Raw genomic sequence first — 25,021 nt, 5'->3', positions numbered from 1 at the left:
GACCTGCGTCCGTGCCCGCGCAATTGACTGCACCCAGTGCCGCCTACAAGCGTCACGCCTGGCTGGCGATGGCCGGCCTGCTCGGTTTCGTGACGATCTACTTCGCCCTGCTGGGCTGGTTCGGCTGGACCGCGTTCCGGCTGTTCGCGAGCATCGTGCGCGGCAGTGCCGACAACGTCGTGCTCGCCGCCGGCGCCAGCGTGTGCGCGGCGTTCCTGTGCGTGTTCATGGCCAAGGCGCTGATCTTCACCAAGCGCGGCGGCAAGGACGCGCAGGACATGGAACTCAAGCCGGCCGAACAGCCCGAGCTGTTCGCGTTCCTGCACCGCCTGGCCGACGAAGCCGGCGCGCCGCGTCCGCACCGGGTGTTCCTGTCGCCGCGGGTCAACGCCGGGGTGTTCTACGACCTGTCGCTGGCCAATCTGATCGTGCCGTCGAAGAAGAACCTGGAAATCGGCCTGGCCCTGGTCAACGTGCTCAACCTGGGCGAACTCAAGGCCGTGCTCGCGCACGAATTCGGCCATTTCGCCCAGCGCACGATGGCGGTCGGGCGCTGGGTCTACATCGCCCAGCAGATCGCCGCGCACATCATCGCCAAGCGCGATGCGTTCGACGATTTCCTACGCGGGCTGTCGCGCTTCGACCTGCGCGTGGCCTGGATCGGCTGGCTGCTGTCGCTGATCGTGTGGTCGATCCGCTCGCTGGTGGAAATCGTGTTCCGGGTGGTGGTGCTGGCGCAGCGCGCGCTGTCGCGCGAGATGGAGTACCAGGCCGACTTGGTCGCCGCCTCGCTGACCGGCAGCGACGCGCTGGTGCACGCGCTGCACCGCCTGGGCGCGGCCGACGACGCCTGGGACCGCACCTTGAACTTCGCCAACCGCGAATACGCCAACAAGCGTCCGGTGGTCGACCTATTCGCGATCCAGACCCGGATCATCGAAAACCTGCGCAGCGTGTTCGCCGACGCGCAGTACGGCGAGCCGCCGCAACTGCCGGCGCAGGACCGCGACCGCCACCGCGTGTTCCGCAACGAGATGGCGCAGCCGCCGCAGATGTGGTCGACCCATCCGGCCAACAGCGATCGCGAACACAACATCAAGCGCGTCTACATCGCCTGCGAGATCGACCCGCGCCCGGCGCTGTCGCTGTTGCGCGATCCGCAGGCGCTCAAGCAGCGCATGTCGCGCGAAATGATCGACACGCCCGATCCGCTGCCGTTCGTGCCGATCGAGGAATCGCTGCGTCACTTGCAGAGCGACTACGCCGATCTGGCCCTGGACCGCCGCTTCCGCGGCACTTACCTCGGCCGTTCGATCGTGCGCGAATGCGAACAGCCCGGCGAGTTGTACTACGGCATTCCCGCCGGCACCGACCTGGGCGAGCACCTGACCGGGCTGTATCCCGAATCGCACGGCCAGAACCTGGAGCGCCTGCGCGAACTGGAATCCGAACGCGCCGTTCTGGAAGCCATGCGCCAGGGCCACCTGCGCGCGCCCGGCGGCATGCTGCGCTGGCGCGGCGCCGAACTGCCGGCCAAGCAACTGCCGAAGGTGATCGAACAACTCGACGCCGAACTCGCGCCGCTGCGCAAGGACGTGCGCGAACACGATCGCCGCTGCCGCAGCGTCCACCTCGCCGCCGCGCGCGCGCTGGGCGGGCCGTGGGAGGAATTCCTGCGCGGCCAGCTGGCGGTGCTGCATTACGCCGACCACAGCTGCGCCAACGTGCTCGACGCCAACGCGCTGTTCGTCAACACCTACGAGGTGGTGACCGCCGACCGCAAGGTCTCCTCGAGCGAACTCACCCGCCTGTTGCGCTCGGCCAACGAACTGCACGGCGTGCTGCGCGAACTGCACGAGCACGCCGCGCAGGTGAAGTTGGATTGGCGCATCGCCGAAAAACTCGGGGTCGACGACTGGGCCGAGGCGATGGGCGCGTTCACCCTGCCGCCGGCGAGCCAGGAAAACATCGATCCGTGGCTCAAGGCGATCGACAACTGGGTGCGCGGCACCACCGGCCCGCTGTCGGCGCTGCGCAACGCGGCGCTGGAAAGCCTGCTGGCGACCGAGAACGAAGTCGCGCAGCGCCTGCATGCCCGGGCCAGTGGCGAACCCGAGCCGGCCGCGTTCGAGCGTTCGCGGTTCGATCGGCCCGCGGCTGCGGCGATAACGCCCAGCGAAGAAATGTCGGGCGAGGCGGCGCTCACGCAAGCGCCGTCGGATGAAGCGATCGTCGACGCGCCCATCGTTCGTCCCGACACCGCCGCCGCCGCGCCCTCGCATTACGCGCGCCTGCTGCCCAACGGCAATCGCCGTCTGCAGACCAAGCTGGGCTGGTGGGATCGCTTCCAGACCGCCGACGGCCTGGTGCCGGCGCTGGCGCGGGTCGGCGCGGCCGGCGGCATCGTCGGCACGGTGCTGTTCTTCGGCGCCTCGCTGGGCATGGCCAAGATCACCGTGATCAATGGCCTGGCCCAGGCGATGAAGGTGCGGGTCGACGAGACCACGGTCGAGGTCGAGCCGTTGCAGCACCTCACCTTCGAACTGCCCGGCGAAGGCCGCCATCACGTGGTCACCTCGACCGCCGACGGCGCCTCGGTCGAGGAGTTCGACAGCGATGCCGGCGGCACCAGCGCGCACTTCGTCTACAACATCGCCGGCGCCGCGCCGCTGGTGGAATGGACCGCGGTGTACGGCTCGCGCGCGCAAGTGCCCGAGCGCAAGCTCGGCGCGCCGCGCTGGACCACGACCTCGGCCGACTACATCTTCGAAGAACCGCCCAAGCAGATCAGCACCAAGGGCGAAGGCGGCACCCGCACCGTGTTGATGGGCTACGCCGATCTGTCGCCGGTGTACCAGATGGATCTGGTCGACGGCGAGGAACGCCAGGCCGAGATCGCGGCCACGCACGCGCGCTGGGACGCTGGCGATTCGCAGCACATCGCCACCTGGCTGGCGCTCGCCGGCAAGCGCAAGGATTTCGCCGACCTGATCGCGCAGCGCTTGCGTCGGGCGCCGGCCGAGGTCATCACGCTGCGCGCCGAACAAGACGCCGCGCAGGGCAAGCCGGCCTATGCCCAGGTGTGCGAACGTCATCGCGCGCTCGCGCAGCAATCGCCGCAGTCCGCCGACTTGCACTACGTCGCGGCGCGTTGCGGCCCGGACGACGAGGCCCAGACTCAGGCGTTCTACGCCGGCCACGCGCGCTGGCCCAACAACGGTTGGTTCGCATTGGCTTCGGGTTATTCGCACGTCGAGAACGCGCAGTGGACCAGCGCGCTGCCGCTGCTGCAGCAGGCGGCGAAGATGCCGCAGGTCGGCGAATGGGTCGCGCTGGAGATCGCCCGCACCCAGCGCGCGATCGGCGGCGAAGCGGCGGTCGACCTCGGCAAAGCCATCAGTTCTGCCCAGTTCGAGCGACTGATGGCGATCGAACAGGGCCAGTTGCCGCCGGATTCGCCGTACTCGGCCTACACCTCGCTCAAGCGCGGCGATCTGCAGTCGGCCTTGCGCATCGCCCAGGCCGACGCGGACCTGCGCGCGCAGATGCTGCGCCTGGTCGCCGCGTCCGACGGCGCGCCGCGCGAGACCGTCGCCGAAGCGCTCAAGCTGGTGCCGCACGAGGGCATGGACGATGTCAGCGCCTGGACCGCGCTGGCCCTGGCCACGCGCGAACGCGACGACAATCCGCGCCTGCGCGAACTGGCGCTGCAATCGGACCCGCGCGAAGCGGCGAAGATCGCCGCGTTCTTCGATGCGGTGAAGCGCGGCGCGAGCAGCGCCGACGCCGAACGCGCGCTCGGCGCGGTCACCGCGCGTTCGCGCGGCCTGGCCTACAGCACCGCGGCGATCGTGCTGGGCGAGCGTTGCCCGCAGGCCTGGCGCGAAGGGGCCAAGCGGTTGTTGTTTACGGTGGAGCGGCCGTATTTTGTTTGAGGGCGGGGATTTGGGATTTGGGATTCTTAGTTCTTAGTTCTTAGTTCTTAGTTCTTAGTTCTTAGTTCTTCAATTTAAAAAATAGCGGCTGCCGATCGTTCGCGACGGCAGCCGCTTTCGTTTCGACGCTTTTTATTCCAACGACTGAGCCCGACAAGACGCTCTGCCCCCGCTTTTGCCCGTCATTCCCGCGAAGGCGGGAATCCAGAGACTTCAGAGTCATACCTCGGTGAAGCCCTGGATTCCCGCCTGCGCGGCAATGACGTCATGAGGGTGTCGACGCAATTGGGTCAACGCAATGGACCGGCATAAGCCTGCGCTCTCGCTCATCATCCCCGCGAAGGCGGAGATCCAGAGCCTTCAGAGTCATGCCTCGGTGAAGCCCTGGATTCCCGCCTGCGCGGGAATGACGTCATGAGGGTGTCGACGCAATTGGGTCAACGCAATGGACCGGCGTGAGCCTGCGCTCTCGCTCGTCATCCCCGCGAAGGCGGGGATCCAGAGACTTCAGAGTCATGCTTCGGTGAAGCCCTGGATGTTCGGCTACGCCGAAGTAGAGCGGTGCCCGCTTTCGCGGGAATGACGTCTTCAGGGTTGCGGCGCGACTGGACAGGCATGCCCCAGCTTTTGCTCGTCATTCCCGCGAAGACCGGCATGACGGCATGAACGCCGCGCTCAGCAAAGCCCATCGCGCCCCTTGGCTTTGCCGCAATGGCCGTCTTGGTCGCGCAACTGACTGTTGCCCCGCCGCCCCTGGCGCCTTCACCGCGCACTGCGCACACTGTGCAGGCCCCATCAGCCCGCGCGATCCGCGCCGCGGCCCCATCGATCCGCCTGTTGCGCGCGACGCCCCGCCTCGCGCGATTCGTGCGTTTCGCGTCTTCCCCCTTGTGAATCCGTACCCGCATGAGCGTCAGCACCGCCCCTTCTTCTCTCGCACGCCCGCTGTGGCAGGGCCGCGCCTGGGTGCTCGCCGGCATCGTGCTGTCGGCGTTCACCTTGCGCACCGCGGTTACCTCGCTGACCCCACTGCTCGATGCGCTGGGCCGCGAATTCGATTTCGGCGCGACCATGACCGGCGTGTTCGGCATGGTCCCGACCGCCGCGTTCGCGCTGTTCGGCGTGGCGACCCCGGCCCTGGCCCACCGCATCGGCCTGGAACGCGCGGCGCTGCTGGCGATGGCGATGGCGGCGCTGGGCCTGCTCGCGCGCGCCTTCGTCGGCGACACCTTGCAGTTGTTGCTCGCCAACGCCTTCGCCCTGGCCGGCATGGGCATCGGCAACGTGGTGCTGCCGCCGCTGGTCAAACGCTATTTCGCCGATCGCGTCGGCACTGTCAGCACCGCCTACATCACCGTGCTGCAACTGGGCACGATCCTGCCCGCGCTCGCCGCGGTGCCGTTGATGCAGGCCTCGGGCTGGCGCGTGTCGCTGGGTTCGTGGTCGCTGGTCGCGGTGGCCGCCGCGCTGCCGTGGCTGGCGGTGCTGTGGATGGAAGCGCGCGGCCGCTCCGGCCCGGCGCGCGATCTGGCGCGCACCCACGACCACGCGGTGCAAGGCGGCGACGCCGCGCCCGAACTCGCCGCCAGCGTGCCGCGCGGCCGCGTGTGGCGCTCGCCGGTGGCCTGGGGCATGGCGCTGATGTTCGGCATGACCTCGCTGATCACCTATTCGATGTTCACCTGGCTGCCTAAGCTGCTGATCGAAGCCGGCGGCAGCCCCGCGCTGGGCGGCAGCATGGTCGCGCTGTTCTCGACCCTGGGCATGATCAGCGCGTTGTGCATGCCGGCGCTCGCGGTGCGGGTGGCCAATCCGTTTCCGATCGTGCTGGTGTGCGTGCTCGCGTATCTCGGCGGCTTCGCCGGCCTGCTGCTGGCGCCGATGCACGGCACCTTCGTGTGGGTCGGCCTGATCGGCCTGGGCCCGAGCACCTTCCCGCTGGCGCTGACCCTGATCAATCTGCGCACGCGCTCGCCGGCCGGCTCGGCCGCGCTGTCGGGGTTCATGCAGGGCCTGGGTTACACCATCAGTTGCCTGGGCCCGCTCGCGTTCGGCTGGCTGCACGAACTCAGCCACGGCTGGGTGTGGCCGTTCGCGATGCTCGGCGCCTGCCTGGTGATCCTGGTGATCGGCGGGCGCATGGCGTGCAAGCCGCGGATGCTGGAAGACAGCTGGTAGTCCGATCGCGCAGGTGCATTGCCTGGCGCAAGTCGGCGGTTGGTTCGCACGACAGCGCAACCGGCTTATGCAGCAGCGGTTGCAAAGCGATGACAAGTCGCCCACCACTTAAACGATCCCCAGAAGGCGGCCAGCGGCCGCCTTTTTCGTTGCCGCGCTTCCAGCGCTTTTCCGATTCCCCATTCCCCATTCCCGCCCCCAGCACCTATTCATCGGCGTGAATCCAACGGCAATCCCACGATCAAACCTCGGATGTGGAAACGCGGGCACAAATCGACCTGTCATCCCGCTGCGGTTTCCGGTACCGGATCACGTAACGCGATACCTCGCTCACGACAATGAACGGACGGGATCCATGCTTGCCTTGTAACCGCGCGGCTTTATCGCGGCCGCGTACGAAGGAGATCGTTCGATGCATCTTCACTCTCTCGCCGCAGCCCTGGGCTGCTCGTTGCTGTTGAGCGCGGCCGTGGCCGACGCAAGCGAAAGCACCCGGCTCGACACGCTGCGCCTGCAACTCGACAAGACCAACGCCCTGGTGCTCGCGCAAGCGCAACGCGCGTCGTATCCCGAGTATTTCCGTCGCGCCTATGCGCGTTACCCCAACCTGCCCGCCGGCGCGCTGGAAGCCATCGCCTACGCCGAAACCAACTGGGTGCATGTGCGTCCCGACCCGGCGCAGAACCCGCGCGACCTGCACATGCCGCGCTCCTACGGCGTCATGGGCCTGTACCACGGCGGCGGTTTCGCCGATCAGGTCGGCGACGGCGCGCGTTTGATCGGCCGCAGCGCGCGGCAGGTCATCGACGATCCGGAAAGCAACATCCTCGCCGCCGCCGCGTTGCTCGATCGCGCGCTCGCCGCTACCGCGCCCGATAAACGCAGCCGCGCGCTCGCCCAGACCGAGCAACTCGCTCCGGTGCTCGCACGCTATGCCGGTTACGGCGCCGGCAACGGCGGCATCGCCGACTACGCGCGCCAGAGCTTCGCCTACGGCGTGCTGCAGACCTTGCAGCACGGCGTCGCCGAGCAAGGCATCCAGATCAAGCCGCAGCCGCTCGAACTGGAACGCGCATTCGATTCCAATCAGTTGCAGAAGCTGCGCGCGCCGGCCTTGCTGATGAATGCCGGCGACGACAGCGTGCAGCTCAACCGCGCGCTCGCCAACGATCTGGCCGCGCCCGCGCTCAAGGCCGCGCCGGCCACCGATGTCGGCATCAAGGCGGTCGACTTCGGCGAGGCGATCTGGAGCCCGGCCAGCTCCAGCAACTACAGCACCGCCTCCAATGCGATGAGCGCGGTGATCCTGCACACGATGGAAGGCTCGTACGCGGGCTCGATCTCGTGGTTCCAGAATCCCAGCGCGCAAGTGTCGGCGCATTACCTGATCCGCAAGTCCGACGGCCAGATCACCCAGATGGTGCGCGAGTATCACCAGGCCTGGCATGCGAAGAACCACAACTACTACACGGTCGGCATCGAGCACGACGGCCGCGCCGGCGACGCCGGCAACTGGTCGGCGGCGATGGTCAACGCCTCGGCGCGCTTGACCAAGAGCATCTGCGCGCGGCGCGGGGTCAATTGCGCGAGCGCCTGGAGCGGGCCGGGGTACGACACCTATCACCTGGTCCCCGACAGCGTGCGGGTCAAGGGCCACGGCATGCTGACCGGCAACGAAAACCGCTACGACCCCGGCAAGTACTTCCCGTGGTCGAACTACTACGGCCTCATCAACGGCGGCGGCACGCCGCCCAACCCGCCGGGCAAGTACTGGGTCGACACCTTCGCCAACGCCACCGGCTACAAGTGGCCGTCGACGCTGACTCCGGTCGGCACGCTCAACCAGGGCACCAACTACGTCTACTGCAAGGCCTGGGGCGAAGAAGTGCGCTCGGGCAGCAGCTACAACCACTACTGGCTCAAGACCGACCTCGACGTCGGCCCGGCCGGCGCCTGGGTATCGGCGTACTACCTCAGCCGCTGGGGCAACGACGAAGCGCGCGACAACAACGGCGCGGTGATCCCGGACTGCTGATCGCCCGGACGCATGCAGCATCCGTCGCGGCGCGGACCACCGGCAACGGCGGCCCGCGCCGCGCCGACAACGGCCAGGCGCTTGCCCGCTTCGCCGGCACCCCTCCCCCACTCCTGCAGAGTCCACGATGAAACGCAAAATGATGCTCTGCGAGCGCGTCATGTACGTCGATCGCGACACCACCTTCACCATCGTCCAGGCCGCGCGCATCCGCGGCCGCCTCGATCCGGCGCGGCTGCGGCACGCGCTCGACCGGATCCAGCTCAAGCATCCGATGCTGCGTTGCTCGATCGAGGACGGCGACCCGCCGTTCGTCGTGCTCGAAGACGATCCGGCGCCGATCCCGCTGCGCCTGGTCGAACGCAACGGCGACGAGGACTGGCAGCATCAGTCCCACATCGAACGCGAAACCCGCTTCGCCAGCGACCGCGCGCCGCTGATGCGCGCGGTGTGGATTCACGGCGACGATGCGCACGGCGAACCGGTCGGCGAACTGCTGATCGCCTGCCATCACGTCATCTGCGACGGCATGTCGATGATGACCCTGCTGCGCGAGACGCTGGCGTTGTGCGAACGCCCGGAACTCGACATCGGCCGCCTGAGCGGCTTCAACGGCCTGGAAGACATTCTTCCGGCGGAAATCCTCGGCGACCGCCGCATCCGCCGCAAAGCGGCCTGGAAGGCGCTCGCGTTCCGGCTTTTTTTCTCCTTGCGGCGCAAGCGCAAGCCGGTGCCGCAGGGCGAGTTCTACGTGCTGCACTGGAAGTTGTCGCGCGAAGACACCGCCGCGCTGGCCGCGCGCGCGCGCGCCGAGGGCGTGACCTTGTTCGCCGCGCTCGCGGTGGCGTTCTCGCTGGCCTTCCGCAGCGTCAAGGGCGCCAGCGCGAACGGCAAGGTGTTCTCGCCGGTCGACATCCGCAAGTTCCTGCCGTTGATCCGGCCCGACGGCTTGTTCTCGGCCGCGCCGGGCACGATCGTCGCCCTCGACACCGGCACCGCGCCCGAGCAGGTCGACGACGCCGGTTTTTGGGAGCAGGCGCGCGCGTTCAAGACCCGGCTCAACCAGCGGGTCGAACGCCTCACCCGCAACGTGCATGAATATTTCATCGGCCTGGAGATGCTGCACTCGATCTTCGGCCAGTTCATCGCCGAGCGCCGCTCCGACCTGGACCAGTTCGACACCACCTTGTCCAACATCGGCCGCATCGAGATTCCGCAGCAGTACCAGGGCTTCCGCGTGGAGACCGTGTTCAGTCCGACCGCGCGCCTGCCGTGGCGTTCGACCACCGCGGTGCTGATGTCGGGGTATGCCGGCGAACTGGATTTCGCCTTCACCTGCGACGAAGCCTCGTTGACCCGCGAGCAAGCCGCGCGCGTGCGCGAGTTCGCCACCCGCCTGATGCGCGAACGCGGCGCCGCCGCGCCGGCGCACGACGCGGTGCTTGTGCGGGAAGCGGCATGAGCGAGGATCGCAACGATGGCGTGGATACGGCCGCGATGAGTGGCGGCGATGGGGTTTTGCCGGGCGCCGGGCGCGAAGGACTGGGCGATCTCGGCGCCGCTTCGGACCGTGCCGCGGGTGGGCCGGGACTCTCTGCTAGAGGCTTCACTTACGCTGGGACCTCCGTTGACCCCGATGCTTTTGGGGTGATCTTCGTGCTGTGGCAGCCCAACGCCTCGCACCTGATCCACCTGGACGACACCCGCGCGATCTGCCGGCACGTGGTCGCGGTCGACAACTCGCCCGAGGCCGATGTCGGGCTGCATGCGCGGCTGCGCGCGGCCGGGATCGAGGTGATCCACAACGCCAACCACGGCGGCATTTCCGGCGCCTACAACCAGGGTGCGCAGTGCCTGCTCGCGCGCGGCTGCGAGGTGCTGTTCCTGCTCGACCAGGATTCGCAGCTCGGCGCGGATTTCTTCGACGGCATGATGCGCGCCTGCGCCAACACCGGCAGCGATACCTTCATCGTCGGGCCGAAGGTGTTCGAGGTGAATCTCGGCCGCTACCTGCCGGTGTTCTCGCCGCGCGCGCGCATGCCCAAGCCCGAACGCATCGAGGATCACCCCGAAGGGCTGGTGCCGACCTTGTTCGTGATTTCCTCGGGCTCGGCGATCTCGGCGGCCGCGTACCGCAAGGTCGGTGCGTTCCGCGAGGACTACTTCATCGAATACGTCGACATCGAATACGGCCTGCGCGCGACCCGCAACGACGTGCCGACCTACATCAACACCGCGGTGGAACTGCGCCAGCAGGTCGGTCAGTTCGTCAAACGCGGGATTTTCTCGACCAGCAACCATGTGGCGTGGCGGCGTTATTACGCTTCGCGCAATGCCGTGCATGCGCTGCGTTCTAATTCGGATCGCTGGTCGATCCACTGGCTGATCGAATTGCTGACCTTGCACCAGGTGGCCTGCGTGCTGGTGTGCGAGGAGCACAAGCTGCGCAAGGTGGTGGCGATCGCGGTGGGCTATGTCGACGGCTTGTTCGGCAAGCTGGGGACGTTCGAGCAGCGGCATCCGCGGATCGCGGCGTTTTGCCGGCATTGAGGTCGGGTGGGTTTGCGGCGAGCTGGGACGAGAGCGTCGGGCCTGAAGGCCCTCCCACGAAAGACCTCGCGGCGACGCCGATGGCTTTGTGGATCTGCCACGGCCATATCCGTCATCGGTGGAACCATCACCAGGGCCGCCACCGGCAAATCGGCAGGAAGACCTCGCGCGGCCGCGAAGTCTATTGTGGGAGGGCCTTCAGGCCCGACGCTGTTCGATCGGATCGCCCGATGCTTCTGCTGGATCGGGCGGCACCCGCGCCCTCAATACGCGTCGCTACCCGGCCGCACATCGATCCCCAGCCCCACCGCCACCGCCTGCATGTTCTCGTCGTCGCGGCGCAAGGTGATCCAGCCGGCATACGAGTCGCCGCCGGTCGAGCGGTTCCACAGCGTGTAGCCGTACTCGCGCAGGCGATCGTGGGCGCGCGCCATCAGCTCGGGCACGTCGGTGCCGTCGAGGAATTCGTCGTCGGTGGGGTCTTCCACGCCCCAGTCCACCTGCAGGTTGAAGCGCGCGGCCAACTCCGCGATCGAATCGACGAAGGACTCGGTGTCCTTCCAGTCCACATGGAAACCCGAGGTCCAGTCGATCACGTCCTGGAGCGTGTCGATCTCGCCGAAATCCTCGTCCTGCTCGCCTTCGCGCGCTTCGCGGTAACGCGAGAACTGCTGCAGCGCGGTGTCCTCGTCGCCGGGGTTGATCAGCAGCAACAGCTGCCAGATCAGCGCCTCCTGGCTGAGCTCCTCGTTTTCGTCACCGGTGAAGTCGAAGCCGTCGTCTTCGTAATCGGATTCGTTGTCGGGTGCGGTCATGGCGGTGGCATCGCAAGGGGATGCGCGCATGGTGCGACCTGGGGCGCGGCTTGAAAAGCCGGCGGCGTCAATCGCCTGCGCGCGACAAGTCGGCGCGGGCGGACGGCGGCGGCGCGGGCCGCGGCCGGAAACGAAAAAGCCCGGCTTGCGCCGGGCTTTTCTGGCGATCCGCAGCTTGCGCCGCGAGTCGCGAGGTCATCACAGAACCGTCAGGTTCAGATGGCCTGGACCTGGTCGGCCTGAAGGCCCTTCTGGCCCTGGGTCACGACGAAGGAGACCTTCTGGCCTTCCTGCAGGCTCTTGAAGCCCTGGCCCTGGATCGCGCGGAAATGCACGAACACGTCATCGCCGCTCTCGCGGGAGATGAAGCCAAAGCCCTTGGCATCGTTGAACCACTTGACGGTACCGACTTCGCGAGCGTCCGACATATTGCTAACTCCTTGAAACATGGTGTTGGAATGCCGTTTTCACGGCGTTGGGGCTGGTAGCAAGGAGGAAGCGAGGTGGAACGATGGAGTGGATCTGTGAATCGACGATCTACGGCATCGGGTCACGGCCTACGGTGACCCTTGACTAACTCAGCTCGCACACCGTAGTAGCGTCTGACCCGAAAATCAATTGGCAAGGGCCCCCGATGTTCAGCCGATTCGACAACTGGCGCACGGTTTGGCACATCCGTCTTTAGGACTTGGCCCCGTTTTTGCCCCGTTCCGAGCCCCGATCGCGCGCCTAGCCGATTGATTTTGATGGCTTTAATTCAGCGGCGGCCGGCCGAAAAACCGATTTCGGCAAAGCCGACGCGGCGCAGGCGATTCGATGTGTCTGAACGGCATTCAGAATCGCCGGATCGGGTGTTTTGGGACAAATCCGCGCGGAACCGGTCGCCCCAGCGCGAACTGCGCACCCCGGCGTCCCGGGCCGGGCGCTCGGCCAGGCCGTTCGCCCGGCTCAACCGCCCTCGCCGCTGTCGGCGTCGGCCTGCGCCTGGGCGCGGCGCCAGATGCCGTACTCGGCGCGGTTGAGGCGGAAGTCCTGCAGGGCGAAGGTCGCCGCGCCGCGGTCGGCGGCGCTGCTGGCCGGGTCGGCGGCGATGTCGAGCAGCGCTTCCTTGAGCCGGTCGCTGCGCAGGCGCGAGCCCTGCACGCCGGCGATGGCGCTGGCCCGCACCGGCGCGGATGGGTCGAGGATCGCGCGATGCAGCAAGTCCTCGGTCTGCTCGCTGTCGTCCCACTGCGCCAGCTGCAGCACCGCCTGCGCGCGCAGCGCCGGGTCGGGATCGCGCGCGAGCGCGGCCAGCTGCGCCACCACCGGCGCGGCGTCTTCGCTGGGCAGGGTCGTCGGGGTCAGCATCGCCACCAGGTCGGCCCGGCGCTGCGGATCGCCGCCCTGCCCCAGCTTGGCCAGCACGGTCTGGCGCACTTCGGCGCGGTCCATCGAGTAGGCGCTCAGCAAGGCCAGGCCATCGCGTTCGTCCTGGGCGCGGGTGCTCGTGCTCAGCGACAGCGCGAAGCGCAGCACCTCCTCGCCGGACACGGCGTTGAGCAGCGACTGCAGCTCGCCGCGCGCGGCCGGATCGGTTTCGTTGCGAAAACGCTGCAGCAGGCCTTGCAGGAAGGCCGGATCGCGACTGGCGCGCTGGCGCAGCGATTCGAAGCTGACCGGTGCGTCGCCGCCCAGCGACAGATAGTCGGGATAGGGCGAATGGGGCTGCGCGCCATTTACGCGATGCGCGTTCGCGTCCGTCTCGGCCGCCGGCGGTTTCGCGGAGTTTGTCGCCGACACCGCCGGCGCGCGATGCGCGACATAGGCGCCGCCGGCGAAGGCGCCGGCCACGGCCGAAACAACGGCGATCGACAGCGCGTGCTTGAAGTTCATCGGCCCAACGGCATGGGAAGCGGTGCAAGCATACCGGTCGCCTCGCGCGTCACCGATGAAAGGCCGCCGCGATGCCGCCGCTGCGAAAGCAGCGCGCGGCGGCGGCGGACCATCCCCTCTGCGATGCACCGCAGAGGGGTGAGATCGAACCTCGTCCAGCCGCTCAGCAATCCGGCGCCACCCGACCGTCCGAGCCGGTGAAGGTGTAGGCGTCGGGAATGAAGCGGCCGCTGCCGATCCGGTTCCACAGATTGCTGGTGCCGTAGGTGCCGGTCACCGAGGTGCCGGTGGTCTGGCATTGGATCGTCACGCCCGCGCCGTCGCTGAGGCTGCCGACGACCGAGTACGAGGTGCCCGGGCCGGAGCGCACGTTGAGCGGCGTGCCGTTGGTGTTGACCGTACCGCTCGCGCCGCCACCGCCGCCGCAGGAATTGCGGCTGGTGTAGTTGGCGGTGCCGAAGTAGGTGATCTGCGCGCCGTTGAACTTGATCTTCTGCGCGCTGCCGTTGAGGCGTTCTTCGAAATGCAGATGCGGGCCGGTCGAACCGCCGGTGGTGCCGACCGTGCCGATCGACTTGCCGATCGCCACGCTCTGCCCGACGGTGACCGAGTACGAATTCAGATGCGCGTACAGGCTGGTCCAGCCGCCGCCGTGGTCGATCACCACGTACTTGCCGTAGCTGGTGTCGCCCAGGTTGCGAACGACGCTGACCGTGCCGGCCGCGGCCGCGACCACGGTGTCGCCTTCGTCGTTGGCGCGGTTGAAGTCGACCGAGTTCTGTGGACTGTGGTTGGTGCGGGTCTGGCCGGACCAGACCTGGCCGCAGGGAAACGGCATCTGGAAGGTCGGCGCGGCCTGCGCGGCGGTGCCGAACAAGGCGGCGAAAGCGAACAGCGCGACGGCGCCGGCGGTGCGATTGCGTGGATTCATGGCGGGATCACTCCATCGATGAGGCCGCGCCGTTGCCGACGGCGCGACGGTAGGGACGAGACAACAACTCAGTGCGCGATCTGTACATCGTCGAGATAGAGATTGACGTCGAAGCTGGTCTGCTCGCGCAGCAGCCATACCGCATCCAGGCGAACGCTGACGGCGTCGATCTGGCCGTTGCTCGCGCCGGCCCAGGCGTTCCACTGCGCCGGATCGTCCAGCGCCCATTCCAGGTAGGTCCATTGGCCGGTCGGGATGGTCCGCGCGATCGCGCGCTCGGTGCCGTCGCTGTCGTCGATGCTCAGCGACGCGCTCAGACCGCTGGCGCCGGTGTAGATCCAGAAACCGATCTTGCCGCCGGCGCGGATCAACTCCAGATTGTTGGCCGGGGTGCCACCGCCGGACAGCAGGCGCACCGCCCAGGCGGTCGCGACCACGGGATCGTCCTTGAGCAACACCCGCAGCGAACAACTGCCGTTCTTGCGCGTGCCGCAGTCTTGCTGGGCGAGCGAAGCGGTCGAGATGCCGGTGGTGCTGCCCGACAGGGTCGGCGCGCTGTCGAAGCGGCCCACGCCGTTTTCGAACGCATCGAACACGATCGCGTCGCCGCCGGGCGCGCCACCGCCGTCGTTGGCGAGGAAGGCGTTGCGCAGGCCGGCCGGGCTGTTGTTGTTATTGAAGTAGTGGTTGGCGATCCACTTCCAGTCGCGGCCGTTGTTGGCGGCCCAGCGCTGGCTGCCCCATTGGCTCATGCCGCGGCCGTGGCCGAAACAGCCGCGGCCTCGCCCGACTTCGTCGGCGATGCACGGCCAGTTGTTGCGTGGCGAGCCGTTGCGGCCGTTGCCGCAGCTCAGGTCGTTGTTGACGCAGGACAGGCCGTCGCCCGGATCGTCCCAGGCGTTGTTTTCCGAGGAGTATTCGCTAAACGCCGCGGTCTGGCCGTCGCGGGTCAGCAGCACGCCGCGGGTGGCCGCGGCCGCGGCGACCGTCGCCGCCACGCTGTCGGCGTTGAACGCCTGGCACGAGGTGCTGCTGCAGATGTCGTAGCGGCTGTTGACCGGATGGGCGACGTAGTACGCAGCGTAGCTGCGGTAGGCGACCGCGCCGGCGGCGAGCGAATCGGGGTCCCACGACGGGATCCACTCTTCGTCGAGGCCGCGGCCGACATAGTCTTCGAACGCATACACCGAGACCGCGCTGCACGAGCGGCCGGAGCAGTTGATGCCGACGCGGATGCTGCTCGGGACCGGCACGGTCGTGGCCTGCGCGGCGAGTCGCTTCGCGATCGCGAGCGAGGCCGGGCGCCGCGGATCGAGCGCGGCGTCGGCGTCGATGCGTTCGGCATCCGCGACGGTGCGCGCCGCATCGGCGGGCGACACCGGCCGTTGGTCCTCGCGCTGGCGTGCCTGGGCCTGCACGTGGCTGCGATCTTCGCTCGCGCTGCCGGCGCCGGGCATCAGGTCGACGATCAGATGGCGGCTGTCGTTGAGCAGCGGCAGACCGAGCAGGCGCTGGGTGCGGTGATTCGCCGCGGCGATGCTGAGCTCGATCGTCGCCGGCAATGCTTCGCTGTCGCGATTGAGCGCGGCCGGCAAGGTCGCCGGCAGTTCGAAATAGCCTTGATCGTCGGTCTTCGCCTGCGCGCCCTGGCTGCTGCGCACCTGCGCGCCGTTGATCGCTCGTCCGCTGGCCTGGTCGTAGACATGGCCGCTGAACACCGCGCAGCGCGCGCAAGAGGCGGCCTTCAACGCGAGCAGATCGAGCGCGTCGGATGGCTGCGACGGCGGCAGCCAGACCGTCAGCGGCAACGGCTGCGCGGCATCGATGCTCACGCGCGTGCTCAGGCTGGCGTGATCGCTCGCGCTGACGGCCAGTTCGTACTCGCCCGCGGCGAGGGTCGCGACGCGGCCGCCCGGGCCGGTGACGCGCAGGTCATGCACCTGCGCGGCGTCGCCGCGCGGATGCACGAGCAGGTTGGAATCCAGGGCGCGGCCGGTGACCGCGTCGCGCACGCGCAGCTCCAGGCTGCGCTGGTTCGCGGGTGCGGCGCGGGCGGCATCGGCCGGGCTCGCGGCGGCGATCGTCGCGGGCGCGGCCGCGGCGCGCAGCCATTGCGCGAACACGGCGCCGGCGATCAGCAGCGCAAGGATCGCCAGCCAGGTCGGCATGCGGCGCGCGCGATGCGGCCGGCCGTTGTCCGGGTCCTGCGACGACGGCGATGGGTTGGAGTCGTGCATCGGCGTTCCCCTGGGTGCCGGTCGGTGGGCGGGCGTCGGACGGGTATTGCACTGGATCGAACTGGGTCGGCGAACGAGGCGCTGATGATCGGCTTGCGATGTTGCAGTGAGGGTGGTCGAGGGCGTCGCAACTTCGCCTGGCGCGCCGCCGGTCACGGATCACGGATTGAGTCGTATTGATCGTTCAACGTGGCAAGACGCGATCCACGAGTCGCCCGGAAGTTGCGAGGTCTCTGTGGGAGCGGCTATTGCCCCGACGCTTTTTTTCAGATCACATCGCAACAACATCGGCCCTGATCGAAAAGCGTCGGGGCTGAAGCCCCTCCCACAGAGACCTCGTGCATCGGAATGCTTCGAACACCAAGCGCCGGCGACGATCGCATTCGTGTTGACGATCGCATCCGTCGATTCGTCGCTCCCCTGGGAGGCCCGGACTGGGCCCTGCTGACCGTGGCCCCATCGCTTTCATGTTCATGACTTCAGCGCGCAGCCCACCACCGGGCGAACTGCGCGCGCGCAACCTCAGTTCTTCACCTGCACATCGTCGACATACACATTCACATCGAACGAGGTCTGGTCGCGGTAGAACCACACCGCGTCGAGCTTCACCGACGCGGCGGTGATCGCGCCGTTGGCGCCGCCCACCCACGCGTCCCACTGCGCATCGTCGGTCAGGCTCCACTCCAGATAGGTCCAGGTGTTGGCTGGAATCGCGCGGCTGACCGAGCGCTCGGTGCCGTCGCTGTCGTCGATGCCGATCGCCGCGCTCATGCCGGTCGCGCCGGTAAACACCCAGAAGCCGACCTTGCCGTTGGCGCGGGTCAGGGCCGCGTTGCTGCCCGGATTGCCGCTGCCCGACAGCAGCCGCACCGCCCACGCATCGGCGCTGGCGGTGTCGTCTTTCAGCAACAGCCGCAGCGAGCACTCGCCGTTCTTGCGCGTGGTGCAGTTGCGTTCGGCCAGCGAAGTCGCGGCGATGCCGGTGGTGCTGCCCGAATACGCCGGGCTGGTGTCGAAATGCCCGACCGTGCTTTCGAAGCTGTCGATCACGCTGCCGCCGCCGGGCGGATTGCCCGGGTTGAGCAGGTTGAAGTAACGCGCCCAGTCCCAGTTGATGCCCGGATCGGTGTGGGTCTGGCTGCTGTAGTGCTGGTGGCCCTTGACCTTGACGCTGGCCGGCAACACGTTGATGCCGCTGCCGGCCGGGCCCTTGAACGCGCTCGCGCAGTTGATCGCGCTGTAGGTCGCGCAGAAATGCCGGGTCAACGCGGCCGAAGCGTTGTACATCGCCGCCGTGTACCAGCTGGCGTTGTCGATGAAGCCTTCGTGCTCGATGCCGAGCGTGGTCTTGTTATGCACGCCGACGTGATGCGCGGCGCGGTTCTCGCGCACCATCTGGGTGATCTGGCCGTCGGAGCTGCGGATCAGGTAGTGCGCGCTGACGCTGTTGGGGTTGTTCTGGAACCACGAGATGCTGCCGGCGTAGTAACCCTGCATCGTGTGGATGGTGACCGAGTCATAGGACGTGCGCGCGGAGTGATAGGGCGAGGCGACCCACAGCGCCGGGCCGTAGTCGGTGCTCTTTTCGTCGGCCGCGGCCAGCGACGGCGCGCGCAGGGTTTCGCTGAGCGGATCGATCGCGAAGCGTCCGTCGTCCTTCAATGCGCCGGCCTCGACCCGATCGCGGCTCACGTCCAGACGCACGAACGGCGCGCGCAGCTGCACCAGCTTGCGCGCATCGAAGGCGCGCTCCCAGGCGACCGCGCGCACCGGCACGATGATGCCGCGGTCGTTGACGCCCTTGTCCTGCGCCAGCAACACATCGAAGGCGAAACTCGAACGGGCGTGATCCTGGATCGCACTCTTGCCCGCATGGCCGGCGAAACCGGCGTAACGCTCCAGCGCCGGGCGGGTCGATTCGACCGCCGACTTGGCGCCGACCCCGTCGGCGCGCAGTTCGCGATCGAGCAAGGCCGCCGAGGCGAGGATGTTGCTGAGCGGGTCGCGCTGCACGCGCGCGGCCGGCACGCCGATCAGGCGCGCGCCTTCGCTGACTTGATCGGCAAAGCCTTCGCCGTGGTACAGACCCATGACCCCGTACGAGCGCGGCATGTGCTGGTGCTGTTCGCCGTAGGCCGCGGCCGAGCCGGGCTGCAATTGCTGCCAGCGGCTCATCACGTAAGCGATGGATTCCAGGGTGCCGGCCGGAATCGACGGGTAGCGCGCATAGGCCTGGCGGAAGTAGTCGGCGTACAGCGCGCGATCGACGCGTTGCAGCGATTCCTCGATCTGCAGGCGCTGGGCCAGCACGCGGTCTTCCGGCGCCGCCTGAGTTTGCGCCTGCACGGCCCACGGCGCGGCGAGCGCCAGCAGGGCAACGGTCAGCGACCACGACAGCGTGCGCACGCCGGTACCGGCCCCGCGGCGCGCAGTGGAATATTCGTTCATATCAAACCTCCCCATAAGAATTAATAATTCCCACGGAGGCCCTTGTACTGCATTTGCCCGACCGGCAAGTGCTGTCAGGTTCGGTTTTTGTAGGGGGATTTCCGATCCGCGACTGCGATCACTCCGCGATTGCGCCGCAACGCGCCAAAACCATGCCCCACGGCCCTGTTCGCGTGGTGCGCTGCGCCAAAACCGCCGCGTTCACCGTGTTCATACTCGGGTTGGCCCCAGTTCCCCGCCGGCGCCGGCTTGCTTATCGTCTGGCGCTTACGCCGCACTGCGCGCGCGAAAACGACTGACTCGAGGGAGATACAGATGAGCGGAATCGGTGGCGTCAGCTGGCAGGTCTACAAGAACCTGCCGCCGGAGGATCAGCAGGCCATCCGCGACGCGGCCGCCAAGCCGCCGCAGGTGCAGGCCGAACCGGCCGCCGACCCCGCGCCGCCGCCGGCGCCCCCGCCGGCCAAGCCGGCCGACGCGCAGACCCCGCAGGACGCGGTCGCCTCGATCAACGCCCAGCCGCTGCCGAAGACCGACGATCTGGGCGGCATGCCCGGCCCGGTGTTCGATTCGATCTACAAGCCGCGCGTGGAGCAGTTCACCACCGCGCGCCGCGAGGACGCACAAGCCGCGCTCGACCGCATGGAACCCAAGCTCGAGGACTTCCGCAACAGCGGCCTCAACGGCGCCACCGCGAACATGGAGTACCAGGAGTCGCGCAACGCGTTCAACAGCAATCCTTACGTCAAGGAATTGCAGCGCATCGTCACCGAGGCGACCGACAAGCCGACCCAGGTGCCGAGCTACCTGACCAATCAAAGCACCCAAGCCGATCCGAGCGCGGTGTCCAACCTCAAGCTCGACAGCGTGCGCACCGCGCTCGATACGCTCGGGGTGAAGCTGCCGGAGAATCCGACCCCGCAGCAGATCGCCTCGGGCTACGAACTGCTCGGCGCGCTGCCGTCGGATGTGCTGTCGTACGCGATCAATCCCGGCACCGCGGTCACTTACACCACCCCGGTCGCCGGCGTCAGCACGCCGTCGTTCATCCCGGCCCGGGTCGGCGCCGATGTGGTGGTCGAGGGCAAGGTCGAATTGTCGGACGTGCAGACCGGCGTGGATTTCCAGCAGAGCCAGCAGTTCAAGGCCTCGGTGGAAGTGCGCGGCGAAGCCGGCCTGGACGTGGGCAAGACCCCGCTCAACAAGTTGTACAAGGCCGCCACCTTGCTGCGTCAGGTCTCCGATGAGACCAAGCAGATGGTCGAAAGCTCGCCGCTGCTGCGCAACGTGGTCAAGGGCCTGCCGGTGTCGGGCCATCTGGTCGGGTTCGAAGGCACGCGCCTGAGCTACGAAGCCACGGTCACCCCGCAGCAGGGCGCCAAGCTCGATGCCGGCGACCTGAGCGCGATGCCCAACCCGCTCGATCCGCAGGCCATGCCCGAAGGCACCTCGGTGCTGATGCGCGGGCAAAACCTCACCGGCTCGGACTTCGCCATCAACTACAAGATGTACGGCGGCATCGGCGGCACCCACACCGAACTCGACGGCGCCGGTTTCGGCGTGCGCAAGATGGAAGGCTCGGTGGTCGAGGTCTATGCCGGCCCGATGGAAACGGTCGAGAACGCGACCATGTTCGGCCTGGGCAAGCTCGGCACCGCGTCGATCGGGTTGAGCGTGGAAACCAGCGCTGAGAGCCGTTCGCTGCAGACCGCGCGCATCGATCTGTCGACGCCCGAAGGCCAGCAGGCATACCAGACCTTCATGAGCGGCGGCAAGATTCCCGACTGGAATCCGCCGGGCGTGCAGCGCTCGGGCACCACCGAAGTGTTCAACGCCGAGCACGCCGCGCGCCTGGGCATCGACGCCGGCCCGATCTCGATCGGCGTGGGCAACAGCAGCCAGCTCACCATCACCCGCAACGTCTGGCAGGACGGCACCATCGACCAGACCAACAGCTACCAGTCGATGGGCCAGACCACCGACGTGCAGTTCGAGGTCGGCGTCGACGGCAAGCCGGTCAAGGACTCCACCCAGTGGACGCTGGTGCTGCCCAATACCAGCGACGTCGCCGCTTCGTACTTCAATTCGTCCTACCGTCCCGGCGAACTCAACAAGAAGTTCGATGGCGATCAGCATCTGCAGTTCGAGTTCACCGACAAGGACCTGATGTCGCTGCGCGATCGCGCCCGCGAGAGCCTGGGCAATCTCGGCGGCGACGAGCATGGCGGCGAACGCCTGAAAGACCTGGATGCCGGCCGTATCACGCCGTTCCCGAACGACCTGACCGAGCAGATCGCGATCGCCAAGACGCCCGACGAGGTGTTCGCGGCGATCTCGCGCAGCGGCCAGGCCGGCTGCGAGGATTTCGTGACGATGATGATGTGGGGCGATCAGCGCAATACGGCGTTGCCGGGTACGTTCACGATGAAGGATGCCGGTTGAATTCGATGAGCGCGCGCGGGTTGCGCGCGATTGGATGAAACGCGAAACGCCCGGCGCTGCCGGGCGTTTCGCTGTGTGGTGTATTTGCGAGTGTGCGGCGAACTGAGCCGAGAGCATCGGGCCTGAAGGCCCTCCCACAAAAGTGGCCGCGGCTTGCGAAGCCTCGGTGGGACGCCTTGAAGTCCTTCGCTGCAAGCCTCGATAGCTTTTGCGTAAAGCCGCGAAGTCTTTTTAAGAATGCCTCTAGGTCTGTTGTAGAAGGCCTCGACGTCCCCTGTAGAAAGCCTCGATGTCTTCTGTAGAAAGCCTCGAAGTCTTTTGTGGGAGGGCCTTCAGGCCCGACGCTCTGGGCTCAGATCGCCGCGCCACCTCAACCCATCAAACCGGCGAAGGATTGCGCTCGCCGAACCCGGCTTGGTGCCAATACGGATACGCCTTCGCCGTCGCGCTGGCCGCATCGAGCTTTGCGACCTGCTCGGCCGTCAGATTCCAGCCGACCGCACCGAGATTCTGCTTGAGCTGCTCCTCGTTGCGCGCACCGATCACCACGGTCGCCACCGTCGGCCGCTGCAGCAACCAGTTCAGCGCGATCTGCGGCACGGTCTTGCCGGTTTCCGCGGCGATCTCGTCGAGCGCATCGACCACGCGGTACACATACTCGTCCTGCACCGGCGGCCCCATGTCGGCGGTGACGTGCAGGCGGCTGTTGTCCGGCAGCGGCTGGCCGCGACGGATCTTGCCGGTCAGGCGGCCCCAACCCAGCGGGCTCCACACCACCGCGCCGACGCCCTGATCCAGGCCGAGCGGCATCAGCTCCCACTCGTAGTCGCGACCGATCAGCGAGTAATAGGCCTGATGGGCGACGTAGCGCGACCAACCGTGACGCTCGGCCAGCGCCAGCGATTTCATGAGATGCCAGCCGGAGAAATTCGACACGCCCAGGTAACGCAGCTTGCCGGCGCGGACCAGATCGTCGAGCGTGGACAGGGTTTCTTCGATCAGCGTGCGCGCATCGAAGCCGTGCAGCTGGAACAGGTCGATGTAGTCGGTGCCCAGGCGCTTGAGCGCGGCGTCGATCGAACGGATCAGATGATGACGCGAGGAGCCGACTTCGTTCTCGCCGTCGCCGAAACGGAAGGTGGCCTTGGTCGAGATCAGCAGGCTGTCGCGCGGACGGCCCTTGATCGCTTCGCCGAGGATGGACTCGGCCGCGCCCTTGGAATAGATGTCGGCGCTGTCGAACAGATTGACCCCGGCCTCCAGCGCGATGTCGAGCAGGCGCCGCGCGCCGGCCACGTCGGTCTGACCCCAGGCCTTGAAGAAGTCGCCTTCGCCGCCGAACGTCCCGGTGCCGAAACTCAGCACCGGCACGCGCAGACCGGACGCGCCCAGATAACGATGTTCCATGCCGCACTCCTGATGGGGGATAGGTGGGCATTGCACGCCAATGGGTGCGGGGGCTCAAGGGGATGGGTGGGATGGTGCGTTGTGGGATGGGGTGCCGAAACGTTGGGTGGGTTGATTCGCTGAACGTGCAGCGGCCGAACCACTACGTACCTTCCTGCCGTCATTCCCGCGAACGCGGGAATCCAGGGCCTTTCGTGCGAGAACGCACGAAGTCTTGCTGTAGAAAGTCGCTGGATGTTCGGCTTCGCCGAAGTAAAGCGGAGCCCGCGTTCGCGGGGATGACGGTTCGGGGGGCAAGCGCTTATTCACACAAGAACAACACGCTCTCGCGCTTCTTTCCTACCGTCATTCCCGCGAACGCGGGAATCCAGGGCCCTTCGTGCGAGAACGCACGAAGTCTTGCTGCATAAAGTCGCTGGATGTTCGGCTTCGCCGAAGTAAAGCGGAGCCCGCGTTCGCGGGAATGACGTACTGGAAAGATGACGCTGAAGTCTCTTGATCCCCCGCATTCGCTGGAATGACGACCTGGAGAGATAACGCTTAAGTCTCTGGATCCTGCCTTCGCGGGGATGACGGTCTGGAGAGATGGCGCTGAAGCCTCTGGATCCCCGCCTTCGCGGGGATGACGATCTGGAGAGATGGCGCTGAAGTCTCTGGATCCCCGCCTTCGCGGGGATGACGGCAGGCAAGGCGCGCGCGATCGTGCCGCCCTTGCGTGGATTCGTAGTCAGTCAATCGCAACGATGGCTCGCGTTGCCCATAACCACGAACCAACCTCTATCGCGCCAACACAAACTTCACGTCCGAAGGCGACGCCGCTTCCATCGTCTGCACCGTCTCGCCCAACCTGCCGCTGCGCGGGTCGCGCTCGATCACCACCAAGGTGTTGCTGTGCTGATTGGCCACCACCACGTGCCGGCCGTCGGGCGACAGCGCGAACTCGCGCGGGCCGCGGCCTTCGGTGCTGCGGCGCTGCACGGCGGTGAGCCGTCCGTTGGCCGCGTCAACTTCGTACACCGCGATGTGGTTGTCCTCGCCGCGGTTGCTCGCGTATAGGAAACGGCCGTCGCCCGACAGGTGCAAGGCCGCGGCGGCGTTGCCGTCGCGCCGGCCCGGGTCCATCGCCACGGTCTGCACCGGGTGCAGGCGACCGTCGTCGTAATCGAACACGACCAACTCGCCGGTCATTTCCAAAGTCAGGTAGGCATGCCGCCCGGACGCGTCGAACAAGAGATGGCGCGGACCGCTGGCGGGCGGCAGATCCACCGATGCGGTCGCCGCCGCGAGCAACGGACGCTCCGCGCTGCGCGCCGGATCGTAGCGGTACACATAGACCTTGTCCGCGCCCAGGTCGGCGGCCAGCACGTAGCGGCCGTCGGGCGCGGGCACCACCGCATGCACGTGCGGCCCCATCTGGCGTTCGCGATCGGCCTGGCTGGCGCGATGGCTCAGCACTTGCACGCCGGCTTGCAAGCGGCCTTCGCGATCGATCGGCAACACCGCCAGGGTGCCGCCGGGCGATTGCGCGCCCGAGTAATTGGCGACGAACAGGTAGCGGCCGTCGCGGCTGACCGAGGCGTGCGCGGGATCGTCGCCGAGGCTGTTGGCCTGCGACAGGCGACGCGACGCGGCTTGCCCGTGCGCCAGCGCGAAGCTGCTCGCGCGTCCGACCGGATCGGCCGAGGCCGGGCCGTTCTCGTTGACCGCGAACAGATGGCGCCCGTCGGCCGACAGCGCCACCCACGACGGGTTGTCGGTTTCGATCACTTCCAGCGGCTGCGGCTGGATCTGCCCGCTCGCCAGGTCGAAGCGGTAGCGGCCGATGCCCTTGCAGCTCGCGCCGGTGTAGCAGCCGACCACGAGTTCGGCCGATGCATCGGGCTTGCCTGGCGCGGCGTCCGCGGTGGCGAAGGTCGAGGTCATGAGCAGGCTCCAGGCAAGCAGGATGGATCGCGGGTTCATCGGGTTCTCCGGCGCGGCGGCGCGAGGGGTCGATCCTGGAGCACCTGGGGGCAATAGCCAAGCCGCCTGGATCGAAACTGCGCGGTTGTCGGATTGATTGAGTGTTCGGATCGTGGCGACCTGGGCGAAGAGGGTCGGGGCTGAAGCCCCTCTCACAAAAGAGGGGGTGGGTTCGCCGCGGTGTGCGGTGTGCGGTGTGCGGTGTG

General features: G+C 67.4%; 14 protein-coding genes and 2 pseudogenes. 8 read left to right on the top strand and 8 right to left on the bottom strand.

Features of this window, described 5'->3' with window-relative positions:
- Nucleotides 1-23: 23 nt before the first annotated feature.
- From KME82_RS03205 to KME82_RS26985, 6 genes and pseudogenes are all read left to right on the top strand, one after another.
- Nucleotides 24-3,935: a M48 family metallopeptidase gene (locus KME82_RS03205; RefSeq protein ID WP_215497250.1), complete on the top strand. Its 3,912-nt coding sequence runs from the start codon at nt 24-26 to the stop codon at nt 3,933-3,935.
- A gap of 906 nt (nt 3,936-4,841) precedes the next feature.
- Nucleotides 4,842-6,113: an MFS transporter gene (locus KME82_RS03200; RefSeq protein WP_215497249.1), complete on the top strand. Its 1,272-nt coding sequence runs from the start codon at nt 4,842-4,844 to the stop codon at nt 6,111-6,113.
- Nucleotides 6,114-6,525: 412 nt separating this feature from the next.
- Complete coding sequence (locus KME82_RS03195; RefSeq protein ID WP_215497248.1) at nt 6,526-8,148, top strand: N-acetylmuramoyl-L-alanine amidase; 1,623 nt, start codon at nt 6,526-6,528, stop codon at nt 8,146-8,148.
- 127 nt (nt 8,149-8,275) lie between these two features.
- Nucleotides 8,276-9,610 (top strand): condensation domain-containing protein, encoded by a 1,335-nt coding sequence (locus tag KME82_RS03190; RefSeq protein WP_215497247.1) that lies wholly within the window; start codon nt 8,276-8,278, stop codon nt 9,608-9,610.
- Nucleotides 9,607-10,698 carry a glycosyltransferase gene (locus tag KME82_RS03185; RefSeq protein ID WP_215497246.1) on the top strand — a complete coding sequence of 364 codons (1,092 nt, stop codon included), beginning with the start codon at nt 9,607-9,609 and terminating at the stop codon, nt 10,696-10,698. The genes KME82_RS03190 and KME82_RS03185 overlap by 4 nt, the downstream gene beginning before the upstream one ends.
- Nucleotides 10,686-10,760 (top strand): annotated as a pseudogene (locus KME82_RS26985) (DUF6053 domain-containing protein); the annotation flags it as partial. The gene KME82_RS03185 and the pseudogene KME82_RS26985, both read left to right, overlap by 13 nt.
- Nucleotides 10,761-10,961: 201 nt before the next feature.
- On the opposite strand, the gene KME82_RS03180 reads toward KME82_RS26985, so the two are convergent.
- From KME82_RS03180 to KME82_RS03155, 6 genes are all read right to left on the bottom strand, one after another.
- The gene (locus KME82_RS03180; protein WP_215497245.1) at nt 10,962-11,513 is read right to left on the bottom strand and encodes a DUF6630 family protein; all 552 of its coding nucleotides are present in this window, start codon (nt 11,511-11,513) and stop codon (nt 10,962-10,964) included.
- A gap of 215 nt (nt 11,514-11,728) precedes the next feature.
- Entirely contained in the window at nt 11,729-11,941 is a 213-nt protein-coding gene (locus KME82_RS03175; protein WP_036102375.1) for a cold-shock protein, read from the bottom strand.
- Nucleotides 11,942-12,461: 520 nt separating this feature from the next.
- A complete protein-coding gene (locus KME82_RS03170) occupies nt 12,462-13,388 on the bottom strand; it encodes a HEAT repeat domain-containing protein (protein ID WP_215497244.1) in 927 nt (308 codons plus the stop codon).
- Between the two features lie 163 nt (nt 13,389-13,551).
- Complete coding sequence (locus KME82_RS03165; RefSeq protein ID WP_215497243.1) at nt 13,552-14,319, bottom strand: M23 family metallopeptidase; 768 nt, start codon at nt 14,317-14,319, stop codon at nt 13,552-13,554.
- A 68-nt stretch (nt 14,320-14,387) separates the two neighbouring features.
- Complete coding sequence (locus tag KME82_RS03160; protein ID WP_215497242.1) at nt 14,388-16,556, bottom strand: SpoIID/LytB domain-containing protein; 2,169 nt, start codon at nt 16,554-16,556, stop codon at nt 14,388-14,390.
- Between the two features lie 522 nt (nt 16,557-17,078).
- On the bottom strand, nt 17,079-19,004 hold the full coding sequence (locus tag KME82_RS03155) for an N-acetylmuramoyl-L-alanine amidase (RefSeq protein WP_215497241.1): 1,926 nt from the start codon (nt 19,002-19,004) through the stop codon (nt 17,079-17,081).
- A gap of 315 nt (nt 19,005-19,319) precedes the next feature.
- Here KME82_RS03155 and KME82_RS03150 point away from each other — a divergent pair, with 315 nt between their 5' ends.
- Both KME82_RS03150 and KME82_RS26980 read left to right on the top strand, forming a co-directional pair.
- Nucleotides 19,320-21,446, top strand: coding sequence for a hypothetical protein (locus tag KME82_RS03150; RefSeq protein ID WP_215497240.1), 2,127 nt, complete (start codon nt 19,320-19,322; stop codon nt 21,444-21,446).
- Between the two features lie 320 nt (nt 21,447-21,766).
- Nucleotides 21,767-21,811, top strand: a pseudogene (locus KME82_RS26980) (DUF6053 domain-containing protein); the annotation flags it as partial.
- A 13-nt stretch (nt 21,812-21,824) separates the two neighbouring features.
- Here KME82_RS26980 and KME82_RS03145 read toward each other — a convergent pair.
- Together KME82_RS03145 and KME82_RS03140 are read right to left on the bottom strand one after the other, a co-directional pair.
- Entirely contained in the window at nt 21,825-22,853 is a 1,029-nt protein-coding gene (locus KME82_RS03145) for an aldo/keto reductase (protein WP_215497239.1), read from the bottom strand.
- A gap of 777 nt (nt 22,854-23,630) precedes the next feature.
- Nucleotides 23,631-24,815 (bottom strand): lactonase family protein, encoded by a 1,185-nt coding sequence (locus tag KME82_RS03140; protein ID WP_215497238.1) that lies wholly within the window; start codon nt 24,813-24,815, stop codon nt 23,631-23,633.
- Nucleotides 24,816-25,021: the final 206 nt, after the last annotated feature.

The sequence above is a fragment of the Lysobacter capsici genome, assembly GCF_018732085.1.
In the GTDB taxonomy this organism is placed as follows: domain Bacteria; phylum Pseudomonadota; class Gammaproteobacteria; order Xanthomonadales; family Xanthomonadaceae; genus Lysobacter; species Lysobacter capsici_A.
The sequence above is the reverse complement of the archived record's forward strand: the minus strand, read 5'-3'. Positions and strand labels throughout refer to the sequence as shown.

Bases quoted from the DNA above. Each gene is read 5' to 3' on its own strand.
- KME82_RS03195 (WP_215497248.1), top strand. From the start codon at position 6,526: ATGCATCTTCACTCTCTCGCCGCAGCCCTGGGCTGCTCGTTGCTGTTG.
- KME82_RS03145 (WP_215497239.1), bottom strand. From the start codon at position 22,853: ATGGAACATCGTTATCTGGGCGCGTCCGGTCTGCGCGTGCCGGTGCTG.
- KME82_RS03160 (WP_215497242.1), bottom strand. From the start codon at position 16,556: ATGCACGACTCCAACCCATCGCCGTCGTCGCAGGACCCGGACAACGGC.
- KME82_RS03155 (WP_215497241.1), bottom strand. From the start codon at position 19,004: ATGAACGAATATTCCACTGCGCGCCGCGGGGCCGGTACCGGCGTGCGC.
- KME82_RS03190 (WP_215497247.1), top strand. From the start codon at position 8,276: ATGAAACGCAAAATGATGCTCTGCGAGCGCGTCATGTACGTCGATCGC.
- KME82_RS03200 (WP_215497249.1), top strand. From the start codon at position 4,842: ATGAGCGTCAGCACCGCCCCTTCTTCTCTCGCACGCCCGCTGTGGCAG.
- KME82_RS03165 (WP_215497243.1), bottom strand. From the start codon at position 14,319: ATGAATCCACGCAATCGCACCGCCGGCGCCGTCGCGCTGTTCGCTTTC.
- KME82_RS03150 (WP_215497240.1), top strand. From the start codon at position 19,320: ATGAGCGGAATCGGTGGCGTCAGCTGGCAGGTCTACAAGAACCTGCCG.
- KME82_RS03175 (WP_036102375.1), bottom strand. From the start codon at position 11,941: ATGTCGGACGCTCGCGAAGTCGGTACCGTCAAGTGGTTCAACGATGCC.
- KME82_RS03140 (WP_215497238.1), bottom strand. From the start codon at position 24,815: ATGAACCCGCGATCCATCCTGCTTGCCTGGAGCCTGCTCATGACCTCG.
- KME82_RS03180 (WP_215497245.1), bottom strand. From the start codon at position 11,513: ATGACCGCACCCGACAACGAATCCGATTACGAAGACGACGGCTTCGAC.
- KME82_RS03185 (WP_215497246.1), top strand. From the start codon at position 9,607: ATGAGCGAGGATCGCAACGATGGCGTGGATACGGCCGCGATGAGTGGC.
- KME82_RS03170 (WP_215497244.1), bottom strand. From the start codon at position 13,388: ATGAACTTCAAGCACGCGCTGTCGATCGCCGTTGTTTCGGCCGTGGCC.